Genomic DNA, 20,081 nt, shown 5'->3' with positions numbered 1-20,081 from the left:
GTGTTTTGGTTGGTTTGGTCACTTACCTAGACAACGACACAACATTTTTTGCTTCATTGATTATCAAATATTTTTCAATAGCACAACGCGTTAAACATTATTCAGTGTTAATGCCCTAAAATGGTGTTAATGATGTAGAGTGGTTACCGGTTTCAGCATCAGCACATCCTGCATGAAGTTGGTTGTGGCTGCTTCCACAGCCGGAATATCTTTGGAAACAATAATTGAGCCTAACACATGCGCGCCTGCGTTGGGAATAGCTTCCATTTTTTTCTGTGCCTGTAAAGTGCCCAGTTGTTCAAACATATCCTTCATGGCCGCTACTTTCACCACGGGATCCTGGTGCTGTTCGTCTCTATAATAATAGAGCATCAGCACCGGCTGCTTTACTCTGGAGAAAGCTTCGGTATTCATGGTGGTCTCCAGCAACTCTTCCAGCTGTGTGAGGGCTTCGAGCCGGTATTGGGTGTACCAGTATTGTTTGTAGGTACTGTCTTTACCGGTAATGACGTTGTAATCGGACTTTTTCACCAGCCGCGCTATCTGCAATCCCCAATGATCATTGAGCATCCAGGCATTGGGGTCGTTGATGGCAATATTGGGTGAAAGGAGGATGAGTCCGGCTATATCCGGATAAGCGGCTGCCAGCTGCAAGGCCAGGGTGCCGCCTGTGGAAGTGCCCATCAATATTACCTTGTCACCCAATTGTTTACCAATGCTATAAGCCTGTTTGGCGGTTTCCCAGAGATCATCGGCCGTCATGTGAACCAATGCGTCGCTGGTATCGATACCATGACCTGCGAGCCTCGAGAGATATAAGTTACAGCCGAATTCCCTGGCGATATCGCGATGAAGCGGATTACCCTCTGCCTGGCTGGCGCTGAAACCATGCAGGTACACGATGGCATAGGGTGTTTTTTGTTTGAGGGAATCATTGGCCCAAACAATACGTGCCTCGTTATCGGGTTTGACTTTGTGTGCAGCTTCTATATGGGTTACATATTGTTCCAGTCCTGCTGCGATGGCCGGAACAGCAGGCAGGTCTTTATTATAAACAGGCTTTGAAGGACGCGGACCTAACAAAAAGATAATAGATAGTATGGCGATTATCAGCAATATTCGCGAGAAGGAACGCATAGCAGGGGATTTACTTAAAACTAAGGAAGATAGCTGATATTTTGCCCTGCGCGCGTAAAATCGTACCTTTGCAGCTTCAAATTTTTACATGGAAATAAGAAACATTGCCATCATCGCACACGTAGACCATGGCAAAACAACATTGGTGGATCGGATCTTGCATGCCACCAAGGTATTCCGCGACAACCAGGAAACTGGTGAACTGATCATGGATAACAACGACCTCGAGAGAGAAAGGGGTATCACCATCTTCAGTAAGAACGCCGCGGTTACTTATAACGGTATCAAGATCAATGTGATAGATACGCCGGGCCACAGCGATTTCGGCGGAGAAGTAGAAAGGGTACTCAAAATGGCCGACGGTGTGATACTGCTGGTGGATGCTTTTGAAGGTCCCATGCCCCAGACCCGTTTTGTATTGCAGAAAGCCCTGCAGCTGAACCTGCACCCGATTGTGGTGATCAATAAAGTGGACAAGGCCAATTGCCGTCCCGATGAAGTACATGACGCGGTATTCGAATTGTTCTTCAACCTCGACGCTACCGAAGAGCAGCTCAACTTCCCCACTTATTATGGAAGTGGCAAGAACGGCTGGTTCAACGACAGTTTAACGCCTACAGATAATATCCTTCCGCTGATGGATGGTATTCTCAAATATGTACCTGCTCCCAAAGTATCGGAAGGCACTTTGCAGTTGCAGATCACTTCACTCGATTATTCTTCTTTCCTGGGTCGTATTGCAGTGGGTAAAGTAACCCGCGGCAGCATCAAGGAAAACCAGCTGATCGCGCTGGTACAGGCCGATGGTTCTGTTAAGAAAAGCCGCGTGAAAGAATTGTATGTATTTGAAGGAATGGGTAAACGTAAGGTGACGGAAGTGTTGTCGGGTGATCTTTGTGCGGTAGTGGGATTGGAAGATTTCAACATCGGTGATACCATTGCCGATGCAGAGAATCCTGAAGCATTGCCCATTATCAGCGTGGATGAGCCTACCATGAGCATGACTTTCAGCATCAACAACTCGCCTTTCTTTGGTAAGGATGGTAAGTTCGTTACCTCGCGTCACCTGCGCGACCGTTTGATGAAAGAAACTGAAAAGAACCTGGCACTGCGTGTAGAAGATACGGATAGCGCCGATAGTTTCCTGGTATACGGAAGGGGTATTCTTCACCTGGGTGTACTGGTAGAAACCATGCGCCGCGAAGGATATGAACTGACTGTGGGCAACCCGCAGGTGCTGGTGAAAACCATCGACGGCAAAAAGAACGAACCTTATGAGAACCTGGTGGTAGACGTGCCTGCTGAATTCAGTGGCAAAGTGATTGACCTGGTAACACAACGCAAAGGGGAGATGCAGGTGATGGAAAGTAAGGGAGAGATGCAGCACCTGGAATTCGAAATCCCTTCAAGGGGCTTGATCGGACTGCGTTCACAAATGCTTACCAATACAGCAGGTGAAGCCGTGATGGCGCATCGCTTTATTGAATACAAACCCTGGAAAGGGCCCATCCCCGGACGTAACAACGGCGTACTGATCTCCAAATTCCAGGGAACTACTACAGCTTATTCTATCGACAAACTTCAGGATCGTGGTAGTTTCTTCATCGATCCGGGAGAAGAAGTATATGCAGGACAGATCATCGCTGAACATATCAAACCCGGTGACCTGAACGTGAACGCTGTGGAAGCCAAGAAACTCACCAACCACCGTGCAAGCGGTAGTGATGATAGTGTACGCATTACTCCAAAATTGCAGTTTACTTTGGAAGAGTGTATGGAATACATACAGCAGGATGAGTGTATTGAGGTAACCCCCAAATCTATCCGTATGCGTAAGACGATATTGAACGAAGAAGACAGGAAGAAGGCATCGAGGAGCATGCAGTCGGAAGCAGTGGGATAGATGAAAATATGGAACTATTCGCTATATCCGATTATTTATGTACTTTGGGTGCCTTGATATTTGGTATTTAAAGAACACTTGCTAAATTTGAGAAAACCACCTTAGTTATGAATGAAAAGAAAATTCCAAATCAACAACAGGTTGAGATCGAAAAGGAATATTTGAATATCATGAGAACGGGTAACAGAAAATTCAGTCTGAATACCGAAGCAAAGCGTGTAGACTGGCAACATGGAGAAACTTTTGAATTATTTTCTTTATTTAACAATGTTAATTCTGGGGCTACATCTTCGGATTCATATTTGACGAATAACACCTGTCTAAATGCCTAATTGGAAAGAAGTACTACAAGAAATTCAAGAGGCTCATAAAAAAGATCCTGCAACCAATCCATTAGATACGGTTCGTCGTAAGTATCTTGCTAGTATTGAAAAACATACTGGGAGGAATGTAATTGCATATTATTCAGGATGGTTGCAAAGGCCCGGATATCCAGATACCAGTATAAATGATAAGGATAAGAATGCTTTTATGGTCAATATCCATAAAATGGATAGAGATAAAGGGTTGGATTTGATACTTCATACGCCAGGAGGCGATTTGGCCGCAACAGAAAGTATTGTAGATTATTTAAAGGCAATGTTTGGAAACAATATTAGAGCAATAATTCCTCAAATATCAATGTCTGCTGGAACAATGATTGCATTGTCGTGTAGAGAGATAATGTTAGGAAAGCAATCAAACCTTGGCCCGATCGATCCACAAATGGGGGGAATCGCTTGTCAGGCTGTACTAGATGAATTTAAGCAAGCTTTAAGCGATGTGAAAGCAAATCCTAGTTCAGCTTCATTATGGCAGGTGATAATAGGAAAATACCATCCTACTTTCTTGACCGCTTGTAAACAAGCGATTGATTGGTCAAAAAAGATGGTTAAAGAGTGGCTTACATCTAATATGTTAAAAGGTAAATCAGGTGTAATTATAAACAAGGTATTGAAAGAATTTGGAGATCATTCCCGAAATAAATCTCATGCTAGACATATCTCTAAACAAAAATGTAAAACAGTTGGGTTAAAAATCATAGATATGGAGACAGATGATACGCTTCAAGATTTAATCCTAACTGTCCATCACGCTTTTATGCATACCTTCGCTAGCACTAATTCAATCAAGATTGTGGAAAATCAATTTGGAGTTGCTTATATGGAAAATCTACCAGTTCCTGTTAATGCAGGGCAATAGGGAAGGTAAATAATGAGATGATTATAATAGCGATATAAGAAAAGCCATCGCATAATGCCGATGGCTTTTTTCTTGATTCTCTCAACCAATATATCTTGTGTACCTGTGAATTAGTTCTTGCGAACTACTACATCGGTGATCTCGCGTGTGTTAACGTCGATGTTGAATACTTCCCTGTAGCTTTCCTTAGCATCCTGGATCAGGAAAGTGAGGTTGTTCACGCTGAAAGCAGGCAGTTTAAATGACTTCACGAAGTTTTTGTCATTGTAAGTTGCGCTATAGAGGTTGTCTCCGTTTTCGTCCAGTACAGTAAGGTTGAATTTGCGGCCAGTCTGGTTGCTGTATTTAACAGTGAATGACAGGAGTTGGTCGTTGTCAACGCCGATGTATTTGATTTCAGGCTTAACGATGGTGTTAGCTACTGAATCTACATGTTTAGGACTGGCAGTTCCGTTGGTTGCATGAGCTGTAGTAGAGGAAAGTACAGCTACAGATAAAATACTACCCAGAACGATTGTTTTTGCAATGGTTGTTTGCGTTTTCATAAATTTTTCTTTTTAAAAGTTTTAAAATGAATTTCGCAGGCAAATGATCTCCAGGCAAGCAATAAACATACTCGTTACTCGTGCACGTAAGGCAAAGACAGATGATTCGTAGGCGTAAGAGAAATCGAAGGGGTCAAGCGGGAAATGAGAACCATTTCGATCGAAGTATCAGCGTGTAGCTACACTGATTAATACCAGAACGGCACAAAGGTAACCCCTGATTTGAAAAAAAATGCAAAAAGAAGGTTAGAAAATTGTAAAAACTAGGCTGCAGGCTTATTCAGTGTCTCCCAAAGCAGGTCTTTCAGTTCATTCAGTCCTGTATTCGTAACAGATGAAATAAAAAGACTGGGTATGCCGGCAGGTAGTTCTTTTTTAATGGCGTCTTTCAGTTCATCATCGAGCATATCGCTTTTGCTTACGGCAATAACGAAATCTTTCTGCAGCATATCGGGATTGTATTCTTCCAATTCATTGCGTAAAATGTTGAACTCTTTGCGGTGATCGGCGCTATCGGCCGGTATGAGAAACAGCAGGATGGAGTTACGTTCAATATGCCGCAGGAAACGATGTCCCAGTCCTTTGCCTTCGGCAGCGCCTTCAATGATGCCCGGGAGATCGGCTACGCAGAATGATTTGGAGTCGCGGTATTCCACCATGCCCAATTGAGGAATGAGCGTGGTGAATGCATAATTGGCTATTTTGGGTTTGGCCGCTGTAATTACGGAGAGAAGGGTAGATTTGCCCGCGTTGGGAAACCCTACCAATCCCACATCGGCCAATACTTTGAGCTCCAGGTTTTTCCATCCTTCCACGCCGGGTTCACCGGGCTGTGCATGATCGGGTGCCTGGTTGGTGGGTGTAGCGAAATTGCTGTTGCCCAGTCCGCCGCGGCCGCCTTTCATCCATATAATTTCCTGTCCGTCTTCCAGTATTTCAGCTTCTATTTCATCGGTTTCTTCATTCCTCGCTACTGTGCCAAGGGGTACTTCTATGATAATGTCTTTTCCATCACGGCCGGTGCAATTGTTTTTGCTGCCGTTCTCGCCGTTCTCGGCCAGCACATTTTTAAAATAGCGGAGGTGCAGCAAAGTCCATAATTGGGCATTGCCTTTGAGGATGATATGACCGCCGCGGCCGCCGTCGCCGCCATCCGGACCACCCTTGGCAGTTAATTTATTACGCATGAAATGTTTTGCACCGGCGCCACCGTGGCCGCTACGGGCAAAAATGCGGATATAGTCTATGAAATTGTTCTTGTCGGACACTGCTTAGCGGTTGAAACCATGCTGAATAATGGCGCGAAGGTACAATAATGTTATGGGTTCCGTGTCTGGTTCCAGGTTTTATACAGACCGGCAAGCTGTTCTTCCGTTGCTGTGTCAGGAATATGTCTGAGTGGTTCTACCGGATGCCAGTGCTGGCGCATGGTTTCAGGGAGGGATTGGTAAAGTTGCGTGCCTTCTGTTTTCCATTGCATCATTTCATCGCTCACCGCTTTGATCCTTTTAGCGGGATTGCCCACGATGAGGCTCCTGTTCTCAAACTGTTCATCGGCTTTGATAAAACTCAGCGCACCCACAATGCATTCATCGCCCAATATTACATTGTCCATGAGCACGCTGTTCATACCGATCAGGCAGTTGCGGCCGATGGTGGCGCCGTGTATCACTGCACCGTGACCAATGTGTGCGTTTTCTTTCAGTAATACGGTTACGCCGGGAAATAGGTGAATGGTGCAGTTTTCCTGCACATTGCATCCATCTTCAATGATGATCTTTCCCCAATCGCCGCGGATGGCAGCACCGGGACCAATGTAAACATCTCTGCCGATGATCACATGGCCGGTTACGGCAGCCTGCGGATGTACAAAAGCGGATTCATGTACGATGGGAATATGTTGTTGGAATGCATAGATCATCTATAAAATTACTTATTACCCGAGGCATTGATTTAGTTTTTTGTGAAAATCCGTTAATTTCAATGTTGTTAAACCAATACGATTGCACGAAGACGGGTACATATACGAAGAAGCCAAATTACTGTCATTACTTGCTGGGGGAAGCGAATATGCTTTCCAGGTATTGTATGACCGCTATCGTGCCCATATTTACCAAACGGCCATTCGCTATCTTAAATCGCCATTGCTTGCACAGGAAGTGGTGCAGGATGTTTTCCTGAAACTATGGTTTAAAAGGGCCACTATTAATGAAGAAAAAGGAATAGAAGCATGGTTGTTTACTGTTGCCAAAAACAACATCATCAACAGGCTGAAAAAAATTGCCAGGGAATGGAAAGCGCTGGCTGGTTTCAAGCTGGTGGCGGCCACTGTAACAGACAATACCGCCGATAAGATGCAGGATGCGTTTTATAATGAACTGCTGCAACAGGCAATCCGTGAATTACCTGAACAACAACAAAAAGTCTTCCAATTGGCTCGTTTTGAGCAACTTACCTATATACAAATTGGGGAACAGATGGGGCTTTCCCCTTTAACCGTAAAAACGCATATGTCGAGAGCGCTTGCCCATATCAGGCGTTTCTTTGAAGAACACGGTGAAATATTTTTTTCAATCCTTGTACTCCTGTCTTTTCGTTGAGTTGTATTATGTAGTAACCGGGGTGCCAAATCTCCGTTTGCTTGTCTATGAATAAAGCGGAACGCTTTCAATACCTTCTTCAACGGTATGTTGCCGGAGACATTACCAGTGCAGAGCATGAGGAGTTGTTTGAATACCTGTCTGCACACGATTTCGATGAGCAATTAGGAGAGAACATTCTTCAAGACCTCGCAAACCAACAGGAATACGAACAGACCGATCTTCCTCCCCATATTTCCCAGGAGATCATACACAACATTTTTGCTGCGGAAAAAAATACCCAAACCATATTACCTGTGACCAAAAAGGTGATACCCCTTTGGAAATGGATAGCCGCCGCTTCGGCTATTTTGATGGTCGTCTCTTCTTATTGGTTCTATATCCATAAGTATTCAATGCATGACAGGAATTTTGCTTCGATCATTCCCGGAACAGACCTCATTCAGAAAAATAATACGGATACACAACAAGTAATTCTGCTCAATGATGGGAGCAAGGTTTTCCTCAGACCGAAAAGTACCCTGCATTACCCGGTCAGCTTCAATACAACTACAAGAGAAGTCTATCTGGAAGGGGAGGCATTTTTTGAAGTAGCCAAAAATCCGAAAAAACCATTCCTGGTCTTCTATAATAATATTGTTACCCGTGTATTGGGTACCAGCTTTACTGTTAATACCAATACGGAAACGGGTAATGTTGAAGTGTCGGTGAGAACAGGCAGGGTGCAGGTATATGAGAATGATCGGTTATTACAATCGGCTTCATCTACCAAAGGGGTTATTGTAACGCCTAACCAGCGTGCAGTGTATAAACATACGAACCGGGCTTTTGAAGTGACGTTGGTTGAAGCGCCGCAGCCAATAGCAGCGAACGAGCAAGAGCCGTTAAATAGCAACAACCTCCAGCCATCGGCTTTTATATATGAGCAGGAAAAGCTGAAAAATATTTTTAGTCAGTTGGAGAAAGCGTATGGTATTGAGATCGTGGTTGAAAATACCAACCTGTATAATTGTGTTTTCACGGGTGATATCTCTGTGTCCGATTTATTTACCAAGCTTAAGATCATTTGCCTGACTACTAACTCTTCCTTTGAGATCAACGGAACAAAGATTCTGATCAAAGGGAAGGGATGTAATTAATTATCAAACCCTCAAACAAACTGTATGAATAAAAAGAAAATGTACCTGCCCCCCTGATATATACAATGCAGCAACGATGCTGCAACAGCTAAAAAAGCAGAGCCGGCTGTGGTGGTGCACAACCAGCTCCTATAGCTTTTTTCAAGCTCTCGTTTTCGTCCCAAAACATTGTTGAACAAAAACATAACAAATTTATGAAAAATAAGCAACGGATTGTTGCTTCTATGCTGATTGCCATGAGATTTACTGCCATACAGATAGTGATGTCTATTGTATTTGCCGGGACTCTTTTTGCCAGCGAAGCAAACAGCCAGACTGTTTTACAAAAATCGTTCAATATCACCGCTGAACACGTACAACTCAAAAAGCTGATCGTAGCCATTGAGCAACAGACCAAAGTGAAGTTCAGCTTCAGCGCCAATATGATCAATGCAGAAAAGGTCATTACGTATACAGCCAGGAATAAACGGATCGCAGATTTCCTGGATGAAGTGCTGAAACCCTCCAACATCGGGTACCAGGTGATCAACGACCGCATCATCCTCTTTCCCCTCATCAACAACCCGCCTAAAGAATCAACCAATAAAACGGAAGAAAAGGCGACTTCAAAAGCGGAACGAACCGTTTCAGGAACAGTGACCAATGAAAAAGGTGAACCCTTGCCGGGCGTAACTGTTACTGAGAAAGGATATACCAATACCACCATTACCGATGAAAAAGGCTTTTTCTCTATAAAAGTATCCGGTAGAAATTCCATTCTTGTCTTCAGCAGTATTGGATATGAAAGCACGCAACAGCCTGTTGCCATGGCTTCTGCAGTTGACATTGTATTGAAAGCTACTACCCAATCACTGAACGATATAGTGGTGGTAGGATACGGCTCGCAAAAAAAGAAAGACCTTACCGGTGCGGTATCTTCTGTTAATACCAACGAACTGAAGTCGTTACCGGTAGCCAATATCGGCGAAGCGCTCCAGGGAAGATCATCCGGTGTACAGGTTGTATCATCGGGTGCTCCGGGCAGCAATGTAACGTTTCGCATCAGGGGAACCGGTACCATCAATAACAGTGATCCTTTACTGGTGATCGATGGTGTGCCTACCGATATACCGTTGAATACCTTAAGTCCGGATGATATTGCCAGCATTGAAATATTGAAAGACGCTTCGGCATCGGCCATCTACGGCTCCCGCGGAGCCAATGGTGTGGTCATCATTACAACCAAGAGGGGCATATCTGGTAAAAGCGCGCTTGAATTTAAAATGTTTGCCGGTCAGCAAAAGGCCGACCATCTAGTGAAGATGCTTAATGCATCGCAGTTTGCCAGCCTGCACAACGAAATGATGGCCAACAACGGGCAACCGCAGAATCCCGCTTATGCTAACCCGGAAAGTTTGGGTAAAGGAACAGACTGGTTAGGCGCTTTGTTTCAGACCGCTCCTATTCAGAGTTATTCACTGGCATATTCAGGAGGCGGGCCTAAGTCGACTTACTATGTATCGGGCACCATGCTGGACCAGAAAGGCATTGTGTACAATACCGGTTATAAAAGATATACGGTACAGTTCAACAGCGAGTCCAAGGTGTTCGACTGGCTTAAGTTTGGAAATAACCTGACACTGAACCATGATGCCAAATACAACGGTAATTACGATATACGCAATACAATGGCAGCATTGCCGGTTCAGCCAATTTATAATGCAGATGGAACATATAGCGGTCCTGTTGGACAAGCTTCCTGGTACGGCGATATCATTAACCCGATAGGTAAGGCCACCGTCGTTGACAATACCACGAATGGCTATAATGTACTGGGTAATATTTATACCGAAATAACACTGTTCAAAGACCTGAAGTTTAAATCTACCGGTGGCGTGCAGGCTGTGTTCTGGGGTAACCGTACCTGGTCGCCTAAATACAACTGGCAGCCGATTCCGCAACCTAACAGTTATCTTTTTCAGCAATCCAATAAGAGCCTAACCTGGTTATGGGATAACTACCTCACATATGATAAATACTTTGCCTCCAGGCATCACCTTACTTTATTGGCCGGTAGCAGTGCGCAGAACAACCGCTATGATTACATGAATGGGTCTGTACAAAATTTTGCCAGTGATAATACACAGCAACTGAGTAATGGAACATCGCAACAAACCATCAGCGGTAACGCGAGTGAATGGGCTTTGCTTTCTTTCATTGGTCGTGCCAATTATACATACGATAATAAATACCTGGTTACTGCTACCCTTCGCAGGGATGGAAGCAGCCGCTTTGGTGAAAATCATCGTTGGGGTTGGTTTCCATCGGGATCTTTGGCCTGGCGTATTTCAGAAGAAAAATTCATGAAGCCGCTGAAATGGGTTAATGACCTTAAAGTGCGTATTGGTTATGGTATCACGGGAAACCAGAATATTGGCAATTACTCATTTGCTTCTGTTCTGCAAACCATTCAATACAATTTCAATGGCCAGACTGTTAATGCAGTAGTGCCCCAGGCAATTCCCAACCCGGGTGTTCGTTGGGAAGAAGTACAACAAAGCAATATAGGTATAGATGCATTGTTGTTAGATGGAAGGATCAGTGTAACAGCTGATGCTTATATCAAAAATACCAACAACATGCTGGTGCCGATGAGTGTTCCCATTTCAACGGGATATTCCGATATCATTGTACCCAGCATCAATGCAGGGAAAGTGCAGAACAAAGGTATTGAGCTGAATATCACTACGCACAACACGAAAGGCGCGATTGAATGGAACACCAGTTTCAATATCTCATATAACAGCAATAAGGTGGTTAGTCTTAACGACAGCACCCCTCTTTATACCGGAAGCATTGGTCTTAACCAGAATCTTTCCATCCAGAAAAATGGCCTGCCGGTGAATTCTTTTTATGGTTTTGTAACCAATGGAATTTTCCAAACCCAGAAAGAAGTGGGTGACTATGCCGTGCAGGTTCCGGGAAGCGATCCTTTCAACCGTACATCGCCAGGCGATATCAGGTTTCGCGATCTGAACAACGATGGTAAGATCGATGACAATGACCGTACCTATATCGGCAACCCCAACCCACGTTTCATTTTTGCCATGAACAACAGTTTTACATGGAAGCATTTCGACCTGGGTATTTTTATGCAGGGTGTGGAGGGCAATGCGATTTTCAATGCCAACAGGATTTACCAGGAGGGCATGGCTGTGGCACAGAACCAAACGATAGCTGTACTGAATCGCTGGACTGGTGCTGGTAGCAGCAATACGATGCCTCGTGCCATTTTCAATGATCCCAATAAAAATACAAGGGTGTCTGACCGTTTTGTGGAAGATGGCAGTTACATCAAAATAAAGAATGTAACGATCGGATATACTTTGCCCAAACGCCTGATACAAAAGGTGAAGATGCAAACAGCGAGGATTTATCTATCGGCACAAAACCTGGTAACATTCACAAAATACAAAGGCTTCGATCCGGAAGTGCCTGTTAACGGGATAGACCTGAATGTGTATCCCGTAACGAGGACCCTGAGTGCAGGGATTAACCTGATCTTTTAATTGATTAAAATGATTACCATGCGAACCTTACAATATATAGCTGCTGTTATACTGGTTACCGGTATCAGCAGTTGCAAAAAATATTTAGACAAAGCTCCTCTGGACAGTATTAATACTGCCAACTTTTTCAAAACAGAATCGGATGCCATTGCCGCCATCAATGGCGCTTATCAGCCATTGCAATGGCCCAAACTGTATAACCTCCGGATATGGACCAGTGATATTTGGGCCGGTAACAGCATTGTAGGTGCAGGCGGCGGAACCGATGGAATAGAAACACAGGATATTGCCAATTTTGTAACTTCTACCGATAACGCAGCTGCGCTGGACATCTGGCGTGGGCCTGCTCCCGGTATCCTTCGGTGCAACCTGGTACTGAAGAACGTACCGGCTATGAATATCAACCAGAATCTTAAGAATCGTATCCTGGGTGAAGCATATTTTCTCCGGTCGCATTATTATTTTATACTGGTACGGTTATTTGGCGATGTGCCGTTGATAACAGAGCCTCAAACACCGGAAGACAACCTGCGCCCTTCCAGGACACCCAAAGCACAGGTGTATGATCTCATCATCAAAGACCTGCAACAGGCAATTAACCTGTTACCGGACCGGTCTGCTTATAATGGCGCAGATATGGGACGAGCCAGTAAAGGCGCTGCTATGGGCATGCTGGCCAAGGTAAATCTCACGTTGGGGAAATATACCGAAACGGTGAACCTGTGCAGGCAAGTGACCGGACTTGGTTATACACTCAACACCAACTATTCGGATAATTTCAACCCGGCTACCAAGAATTCGAGTGAGAGCATTTTTGAAGTGCAATACTTTGGCAAAACCAGTTACAGTTTCTGGAGTAATGAGAACCAGGCCAGTTGGGTAAGTACCTTCACCGGACCGCGTAATGCCGATTTCGTTGCCGGGGGATACGGTTGGGATCAACCCACCACCGAATTTGTGAACCAATATGAAGCCAACGATAACCGTAAGGATAAAACATTGCTGTATGTTGGCGGCCCCTCTTTTGACAACAAACAATATCAGTCGTCTTATTCTGTAACAGGGTATAACCTGCGCAAATTCCTGGTTCCAAAATCGGTGTCGCCCGATTATGATACCAATCCAGCCAATTGGCCGGTATTGCGTTACAGTGATGTTCTGCTGATGGAAGCGGAAGCATCCTGTGAACTCAATAATCTTTCCGATGCGCTGGTACCCTTGAACAAAGTGAGACAGCGGGCCGGGCTGCCGGCTTTGAGTGGATTGAACCAGGCTGACCTGAGAGAAAAGATCCGAAAGGAAAGAAGGATAGAGCTGGCATTTGAAGGACAGCGCTGGTTTGATCTCATTCGTTACGACAATGGGCAATATGCGGCTTCATTCCTGAAAAGCATTGGTAAAACCAATTTTGCTCCCAAACATTTATTGTTACCGATTCCGCAAAAAGAGATCGATACCAATCCCAATCTCACACAGAATGCGGGATACTGATAACCAACCTAAAAAGTAAAATCATGAAATACGCTCAATATATAATGACCGTTTTGGTCATGGTAATGGTCATGTGCGGTTGCAAGAAAGAAAATTACGCCGAATTGAATAAAGGCAATACTGTATTGGCCTTATCGGCTTCAGTAAATACAATCGTACTGCAGGAAAAGAACAGGGATAATGATGCGTTGATATTGAACTGGACATCGGGCAGCAACAAAGGAACCAATGCATCTATCCGGTACACGCTTCAGCTGGCAAAGCAAGGCACGAATTTCGCGAACCCCATCAGCCTGGATATGGGTCTGGCCGTTTATTCCAACAAATTCTCGGTTAGGACATTAAATGATTCACTCAGGAATCATTTCAATGCAACACCCGGCACGGTGTTTATGCTGGAAACGAGAATAATAGCACAGACACAGGTAGCCGGTATAAGTGCAGACATATCTCCTGTTGCTGTAATCAGTGTTACCACTTATCAACCGGTTACCAAAACATTGTACCTGATAGGCGATGCGGCGCCCAATGGCTGGGATAATACGAAAGCCGTTGCTTTAACAGCTATTGCAACGGAGCCGGGAGGATTTACATGGACGGGACAACTGAACATAGGTGATTTCAAATTCCTGACTACACTTGGTCAGTGGATACCCACTTATAATAAAAGCGCTACAGCAGCAGATTCACTGTTTTACAGAACCGATTTCGGGCAGGCCGATGATAAATTCCATATTTCTGCTAACGGTATCTATACACTTAAGGTGAACCTGTTGAGTATGAAAATTGTGATCAATCAGCCTGTACAACCCACGACTCCACCTTATAGCCGCTTGTGGATCGTTGGAGATGCAACGCCCAATGGCTGGAACATCAGTGCACCCAATGAAATGCGTGTTGACAGTGGTAATATGTTTGTGTTCAATTACAATGAACTGTTGAATGCGGGAGAATTCAAGATACCTACTGCAACAGGAAACTGGGGTACCGATTATTATATGCCTTTGGCAAACCATCCGGCTTTATCGGCAACAGATGTGCAACTGGTACGAGGCGGTAGTCCGGATAACAAATGGCAGATCACAACAGCAGGGCCTTATAAGATCAAGCTGGACCTGCTGAACATGAAGATCAACATCCAACCATTTACGCCGTATAAACAATTGTGGCTGGTGGGTGATGCCACGCCGGTTGGTTGGAATATTAACAGCCCGGCGCCCATGACTGCCGACCCCACAAATCCCTACCTCTTTACCTGGCAGGGAGCTATGACGGCAGGAGAGTTTAAAATACCTACCACAACAGGAAACTGGGGCTGCGATTATTTTATGCCTATGGTGAATCACCAACCGATCAGCAGCACGCTTGCCAAATTCATTCCTTCGGGTAACCCGGATAATAAATGGCAGATCACTGTTCCCGGAAATTACAAGGTCACATTGGACCAGTTGCATGAAACGATCCAGATACAGAAGCTATAGCAATGATGATCGTTAGTATTTAATTCGAATAAACAAAAAACAATGAATCGATTATTCATTCTCTCTATCATATTTGTGATACTCACTTCCTGTAAGAAGGATGATGAAGCGTATGCCAACCCTGTTACGCCGGGAATGACCACTTATACGCTTACAAGCGATAAAGCGAGTTACCATCCCGGAGATAAAGTGATGCTTACCATCAATACGGTTCCGGCCGGCAGCTTTGTGCGTTACAGGCATTTGAACACTGTGCTCTCTGAAGAGCCGCTGACTGGTAATTCCTGGAGTTGGCAAGCGCCATCTGCAGATTTTTCGGGATATCTGGTGGAAGTGTTTGACAAGGAGAACGGGGTTAATAAAACCATTGCCAGCATTGCTGTTGATGTGAGTAGTGACTGGACGAAATTTCCCCGGTACGGATTCCTTTCGTCGTACGGTAAACTGAGTAATGATAGTATGCTGTCTGTTATGACTAACCTCAACAGATATCATATTAATGGTATACAGTTTTATGATTGGCATTACGAGCATCATTTACCGCTGGCTGGTACGGTATCCAATCCCGCCGACCAATGGAAAGATATTGCCAACAGGGATACGTATAAAAGCACTGTTCAAAAGTATATTTCACTGGCGCATGGTTATAGCATGAAAGCCATGTTCTACAATCTTTGTTATGGTGCATTGAACGATGCTGCGGCGGCAGGGGTATCTGATCAGTGGTACCTGTATACCGATGCTGCTCATGCTTCGAAAGCCGCTCTCAATTTGCCGGCGCCCTTGTTTAAAAGTAATATATGGCTGCTGGATCCTTCTAACAACAGCTGGCAAAATTATCTTGCGGCGAAGAACAATGATGTGTATTCCGTGTATGACTTCGACGGGTTTCATGTAGACCAGTTGGGCGATTTGGGTAAGAATTATACATACAATGGAACTATTGCAGATCTTGCAACAGGTTACGGTTCGTTTTTAACTGCCATGAAATCGGCGGCACCTGCTAAAAAGTTGGTGATGAATGCTGTTAATCAATTTGGACAGCAGCAGGGTATTGCACCATCGCCTGTTGATTTCCTGTATACGGAAGTATGGAATCCCAATGAAAACTATGCCGATCTCGCACGGATCATACAAGACAACGATAGCTGGGCGAATAATGGAAAAAGAACGGTGCTGACAGCATATATGGATTATAGGCTGGCAGATAAAGGAGGTTATTTTAATACGCCGGGCGTGTTGCTTACCAATGCAGTCATCTTTTCGTTCGGGGGATCTCATCTTGAATTGGGGGAGCACATGCTCTGTAAAGAATATTTCCCGAATAATAATTTAAAGATGAGCGCCGAATTGAGCAATGCCATGACGGCGTATTACGACTTCCTGGTTGCGTATGAAAACCTGCTTCGTGATGGTGGTAGTTTCAATACGGTTCCTGTAACATGCACCAATGCCAAAATGAACGTTGGCGCATGGCCGCTGCAAACCGGTAAAGTAGCTGTTCAGGGAAAGAAGATAGGAGCTGCGCAGGTATTGCATTTCATCAATTTTGCCAATGCTGCACATTTCAGCTGGCGCGATACGGATGGTAATCAAACAACCCCTGTAAATATTACCGGCGCAGATATTGAAGTGAGCTATGATGGCCCGGTACATAAAGTATGGGTTGCCAGTCCGGATGATAACCACGGAGTTCCGCAACAGCTTTCATTTACACAGAATGGCAATACCATTAAGGTTACATTGCCGCAGTTGAAATACTGGGATATGGTGGTAATTGAGTAAGTCATTCAGATAACATTTTCGTAGTGCTGCAGAAGTATTAGCAGCACTACGAAAAATAATAGTCTACTAATTTGGTAGATTAATATTTTCGCTTTAATATTGCTCTATGAAATGGAATAATATTATAATTGGTCATGTCCGTTCCGGACGATGTTGTTGCTGAAAGGGCTATTGATTTTATTCTTTCATTTACTGAATGTATTACAGCGATCAAAGAATCATTTTGGTCATGTGGCCGAGCGGTGAGGCACAGGTCTGCAAAACCTTATACGGCGGTTCAAATCCGTCCATGACCTCGATAATGACAGGTTATCGTACAAGCAATCGAGAAGAGCGGGACTGCATTTTTATGCGGTCCCTTTTATTTGATCAGGTCTTTTTCTGTTTTATAACAGGTGCCTTTGAACAACGCTACTAATTCATTTCGCTGGTTGGTTACTTCTATCAGGTACAAACCGGTGCGATTGGTTTGGTTGATCTTTTTGGCTTCTGCGGTTAATATATCGCCTTCCAGTCCGGGTTTGGGGAAAGAGATGGAAACATCCAATGCCACGGTAACTTTGGCATCGCTGTTACAAGCGAAGGCAAATGCACTGTCGGCCAATGCGAATGTAACACCGCCATGCGCGATGCCAAATCCATTCATCATTTCTTTACGCAATGTCATTTGTATTTTGCTGTAACCTTCTTTCACTGCTAAAACGGTAACACCCATCCACTGGCTGAAATAATCTTTCTGCATCATATAGTCTACAGCCTGGCGGGCTAATACATCCTTTTCGTTCATATCAATATCCTTTAAAAGCGGGAACTCTTTTTTCGAGGAAAGATTTCACTCCTTCTTTGAAATCGTTGGTAGCAGCGGCTTTTTGCTGGTATTCATCTTCGAGCTGTAGTTGCGCTTCGAGGTGGTTGGTGGCCGATAAATTGAGGGCATGTTTGATATATGCCAATGCCCTGGTGGGTAATTGGGCCAGTGTGGCCGCCATTTTTTTAGTCTCTGCTGCAAAATCTGCATCATCTATCACTTTATAGAGCATGCCTATTTTTTCGGCTTCGTCTGCCGGCAGTTTTTCACCCAGCATCATCAATGCACTCGCTTTCTGCCAGCCAACCAAACGGGGCAGGAGATAAGTGCCGCCGCTATCGGGTATCAATCCTATTTTAGAGAAAGCCTGTATAAAAGAAGCAGAGCGTGCCGCCACCACTACATCGCAGGCCAATGCCATATTAGCGCCCGCGCCTGCTGCTATGCCATTCACTGCGGCCACCACCGGTTTGGGCATGTGACATATACGGGTGATGATGGGGTTGTAATGTTCGCTTAAGATCTTTTGCATGCCGGGACCCTCGGGGTCTGCCACTTCGGCGAGATCCTGTCCCGCGCAGAATCCTTTGCCGGCTCCTGTGAGATACACACAACGCACTTCATGCAGCGATGCGGCTTCATCGAGACGGGCCTGTAAAAGCAATGCCATCTCACGGTTGAAAGCGTTGAGTTTATCGGGCCTGTTCAACGTGATATAAGCGATGCCGTTCTCAATATGAAAAAGAATAGGACACATAGCCGATGAATCTGTTATTAAAGATACGCATTCATTTTTGCGTTAATGACATTTGAAATAATCGAAAGGCTCCTGGCAGTCGTTGCACTGGTAAAGGGCTTTGCAGGCCGTAGAGCCAAAACGGGAAACCAACTGTGTATGATAAGAGCCGCAATGCGGGCATTGTACAGCCTCTTCTTCCTGGAAAGCGTCGGGCGTGCACACCAGTTGCTTGTGATTGGGGGGCGCTATGCCATAGGCTTTCAGTTTTTGTTTGCCGCTTTCGCTCATCCAATCGGTGGTCCAGGCCGGAGACAATACCTGCTTTACCTGTACCTGTGTAAACCCTTCCTGTAACAGCGCCATCCGTATACTCATGCCAATGACGTCCATGGCGGGACAACCGGAATAGGTAGGTGTGATCACTATTTCCACTTCCTGTTTACTCTTTACATGCACTTCCCGCACAATGCCCAGGTCGAGGATGCTTAATACAGGCACTTCAGGGTCGAATATGTTTTCAAATAGTTTCCATATCGTAGCTTCATTTACCATCTTGCGCCGGGATAGGTTCTTTGCAAGCTCTGCATTTCGGCCAGTATATAACCGAGGTGTTCTGTATGGGCGCCTTCTTTGCCGCCTTTTTGCATCCAGCCTTGCTGGGATAATGCCAATGTTGCTTCGTCCAGTATTGCTGCAACTTTCTGTTGCCACTGCATTTGAACAACGTTCAGGTCAACACCAAAGCCTGGTGTTTCGTATGCAGCAGGTACAAAAAGTTCTCCTGTATAAGACCATAAGTTGTCAACCGCTTCTTCCATTTTTTGTTTGCTTTCTTCTGTTCCGTCGCCCAAACGGATTACCCATTCACTGCTCCAGCGAACATGATAAGTGACTTCTTTCAGCGATTTTTCGGCAATGGCAGCCAGTTGCACATCAGTGCTATTGATCAGTTGCTGGAACAAATAGTATTGATAGGTGCTGAAAAAGAATTGACGTAACACGGTTTGTCCCCAATGGCCATTGGGCAATTCCACCAACAGGCAATTCTTGTATGCTCTTTCATCGCGCAGGTAAGCCAGCGTATCTTCTGTTGCATCACCCCCTTGTATCGATGCGGCATACTGGTACAAGTTGCGTGCCTGTCCAATGAGGTCGAGTGCAATATTGGTCAATGCAATATCCTGTTCCAGCACCGGTCCGTGACCGCACCATTCGCTGTTGCGATGTCCTAATATCAGTGCACTGTCGGCCAGGAATAAGCAATAATGGAGAAGAGGATCATGCATGATCTAAATATGTTTCAGTTCCTGTGGAAGATCGTAAAAAGTAGGATGCCGGTAAGCTTTATCATTCGCGGGATCGTACAAAGAGGCTGCTTCATCGGGATTGCTGGCATGGATGTATTTGCTTTCCACTACCCAGATGCTCACGCCTTCCATCCTGCGGGTATACACATCCCTTGCATTCTCTATAGCCATCGCTGCATCGGCTGCGTGCAGACTGCCCACATGTTTGTGATCGAGCCCCTGTTTGCTGCGGATGAATATTTCCCATAAAGGCCATTCATGCTTGTTGCGTGCTCCCGTGGAAACATCGGCAGGTCCCTGTTTCGATTCACCGTAATCGCCGTAATAATATTTCCGGATATATGCTTTCATGACAA

The 20,081-nt window shown here is 44.9% G+C and carries 18 protein-coding genes and 1 tRNA gene; 10 read left to right on the top strand and 9 right to left on the bottom strand.

Features of this window, described 5'->3' with window-relative positions; all coding sequences use genetic code 11:
* Window positions 1–126: 126 nt before the first annotated feature.
* On the bottom strand, window positions 127–1,137 hold the full coding sequence (locus tag BLU98_RS14935) for an alpha/beta hydrolase (protein WP_092726226.1): 1,011 nt from the start codon (window positions 1,135–1,137) through the stop codon (window positions 127–129).
* A gap of 88 nt (window positions 1,138–1,225) precedes the next feature.
* Here BLU98_RS14935 and typA point away from each other — a divergent pair, with 88 nt between their 5' ends.
* The 3 genes from typA to BLU98_RS14920 all read left to right on the top strand — a co-directional run bounded on the left by typA (window position 1,226) and on the right by BLU98_RS14920 (window position 4,282).
* The gene (typA, locus tag BLU98_RS14930; RefSeq protein WP_026768865.1) at window positions 1,226–3,040 is read left to right on the top strand and encodes a translational GTPase TypA; all 1,815 of its coding nucleotides are present in this window, start codon (window positions 1,226–1,228) and stop codon (window positions 3,038–3,040) included.
* Between the two features lie 107 nt (window positions 3,041–3,147).
* Entirely contained in the window at window positions 3,148–3,372 is a 225-nt protein-coding gene (locus BLU98_RS14925; RefSeq protein ID WP_092726224.1) for a hypothetical protein, read from the top strand.
* Window positions 3,365–4,282, top strand: a complete 918-nt coding sequence (locus BLU98_RS14920; protein WP_092726223.1) for an SDH family Clp fold serine proteinase — start codon at window positions 3,365–3,367, stop codon at window positions 4,280–4,282. The genes BLU98_RS14925 and BLU98_RS14920 overlap by 8 nt, the downstream gene beginning before the upstream one ends.
* Window positions 4,283–4,392: 110 nt before the next feature.
* On the opposite strand, the gene BLU98_RS14915 is transcribed toward BLU98_RS14920, so the two are convergent.
* From BLU98_RS14915 to BLU98_RS14905, 3 genes are all read right to left on the bottom strand, one after another.
* Window positions 4,393–4,827 (bottom strand): hypothetical protein, encoded by a 435-nt coding sequence (locus BLU98_RS14915; RefSeq protein ID WP_092726220.1) that lies wholly within the window; start codon window positions 4,825–4,827, stop codon window positions 4,393–4,395.
* Window positions 4,828–5,090: 263 nt separating this feature from the next.
* Complete coding sequence (gene obgE / locus BLU98_RS14910) at window positions 5,091–6,095, bottom strand: GTPase ObgE (RefSeq protein WP_092726217.1); 1,005 nt, start codon at window positions 6,093–6,095, stop codon at window positions 5,091–5,093.
* Window positions 6,096–6,145: 50 nt separating this feature from the next.
* The gene (locus tag BLU98_RS14905; protein ID WP_092726216.1) at window positions 6,146–6,748 is read right to left on the bottom strand and encodes an acyltransferase; all 603 of its coding nucleotides are present in this window, start codon (window positions 6,746–6,748) and stop codon (window positions 6,146–6,148) included.
* An 82-nt stretch (window positions 6,749–6,830) separates the two neighbouring features.
* Here BLU98_RS14905 and BLU98_RS14900 point away from each other — a divergent pair, with 82 nt between their 5' ends.
* The 7 genes from BLU98_RS14900 to BLU98_RS14870 all read left to right on the top strand — a co-directional run bounded on the left by BLU98_RS14900 (window position 6,831) and on the right by BLU98_RS14870 (window position 17,167).
* Complete coding sequence (locus BLU98_RS14900; RefSeq protein WP_257575022.1) at window positions 6,831–7,427, top strand: RNA polymerase sigma factor; 597 nt, start codon at window positions 6,831–6,833, stop codon at window positions 7,425–7,427.
* 47 nt (window positions 7,428–7,474) lie between these two features.
* Window positions 7,475–8,566 (top strand): FecR family protein, encoded by a 1,092-nt coding sequence (locus BLU98_RS14895; RefSeq protein ID WP_092726211.1) that lies wholly within the window; start codon window positions 7,475–7,477, stop codon window positions 8,564–8,566.
* A 194-nt stretch (window positions 8,567–8,760) separates the two neighbouring features.
* The gene (locus tag BLU98_RS14890) at window positions 8,761–12,114 is read left to right on the top strand and encodes a TonB-dependent receptor (protein ID WP_257575021.1); all 3,354 of its coding nucleotides are present in this window, start codon (window positions 8,761–8,763) and stop codon (window positions 12,112–12,114) included.
* A gap of 18 nt (window positions 12,115–12,132) precedes the next feature.
* Window positions 12,133–13,605, top strand: coding sequence for a RagB/SusD family nutrient uptake outer membrane protein (locus BLU98_RS14885; RefSeq protein WP_092726208.1), 1,473 nt, complete (start codon window positions 12,133–12,135; stop codon window positions 13,603–13,605).
* Window positions 13,606–13,628: 23 nt separating this feature from the next.
* Window positions 13,629–15,086 (top strand): SusE domain-containing protein, encoded by a 1,458-nt coding sequence (locus BLU98_RS14880; RefSeq protein WP_026774100.1) that lies wholly within the window; start codon window positions 13,629–13,631, stop codon window positions 15,084–15,086.
* Window positions 15,087–15,128: 42 nt separating this feature from the next.
* Complete coding sequence (locus BLU98_RS14875; protein ID WP_092726206.1) at window positions 15,129–16,871, top strand: endo-dextranase; 1,743 nt, start codon at window positions 15,129–15,131, stop codon at window positions 16,869–16,871.
* A 225-nt stretch (window positions 16,872–17,096) separates the two neighbouring features.
* Window positions 17,097–17,167 (top strand) — tRNA-Cys (locus BLU98_RS14870).
* A 65-nt stretch (window positions 17,168–17,232) separates the two neighbouring features.
* Here BLU98_RS14870 and paaI read toward each other — a convergent pair.
* The 5 genes from paaI to paaB are packed head-to-tail and all read right to left on the bottom strand — an operon-like array spanning window position 17,233 to window position 20,076.
* Window positions 17,233–17,658 (bottom strand): hydroxyphenylacetyl-CoA thioesterase PaaI, encoded by a 426-nt coding sequence (gene paaI, locus BLU98_RS14865; RefSeq protein ID WP_026774098.1) that lies wholly within the window; start codon window positions 17,656–17,658, stop codon window positions 17,233–17,235.
* A gap of 1 nt (window position 17,659) precedes the next feature.
* The gene (locus tag BLU98_RS14860; RefSeq protein ID WP_026774097.1) at window positions 17,660–18,436 is read right to left on the bottom strand and encodes an enoyl-CoA hydratase-related protein; all 777 of its coding nucleotides are present in this window, start codon (window positions 18,434–18,436) and stop codon (window positions 17,660–17,662) included.
* Between the two features lie 42 nt (window positions 18,437–18,478).
* Complete coding sequence (gene paaD / locus BLU98_RS14855; protein ID WP_092726204.1) at window positions 18,479–18,970, bottom strand: 1,2-phenylacetyl-CoA epoxidase subunit PaaD; 492 nt, start codon at window positions 18,968–18,970, stop codon at window positions 18,479–18,481.
* Window positions 18,964–19,704, bottom strand: coding sequence for a 1,2-phenylacetyl-CoA epoxidase subunit PaaC (paaC, locus tag BLU98_RS14850; protein WP_092726202.1), 741 nt, complete (start codon window positions 19,702–19,704; stop codon window positions 18,964–18,966). The genes paaD and paaC overlap by 7 nt, the downstream gene beginning before the upstream one ends.
* Before the next feature lie 3 nt (window positions 19,705–19,707).
* The gene (gene paaB / locus BLU98_RS14845; protein WP_092726199.1) at window positions 19,708–20,076 is read right to left on the bottom strand and encodes a 1,2-phenylacetyl-CoA epoxidase subunit PaaB; all 369 of its coding nucleotides are present in this window, start codon (window positions 20,074–20,076) and stop codon (window positions 19,708–19,710) included.
* Window positions 20,077–20,081: the final 5 nt, after the last annotated feature.

It is taken from the genome of Hydrobacter penzbergensis (genome assembly GCF_900106985.1).
GTDB classification, from domain to species: domain Bacteria; phylum Bacteroidota; class Bacteroidia; order Chitinophagales; family Chitinophagaceae; genus Sediminibacterium; species Sediminibacterium magnilacihabitans.
This window is presented reverse-complemented; position numbering and strand designations above follow the sequence as displayed.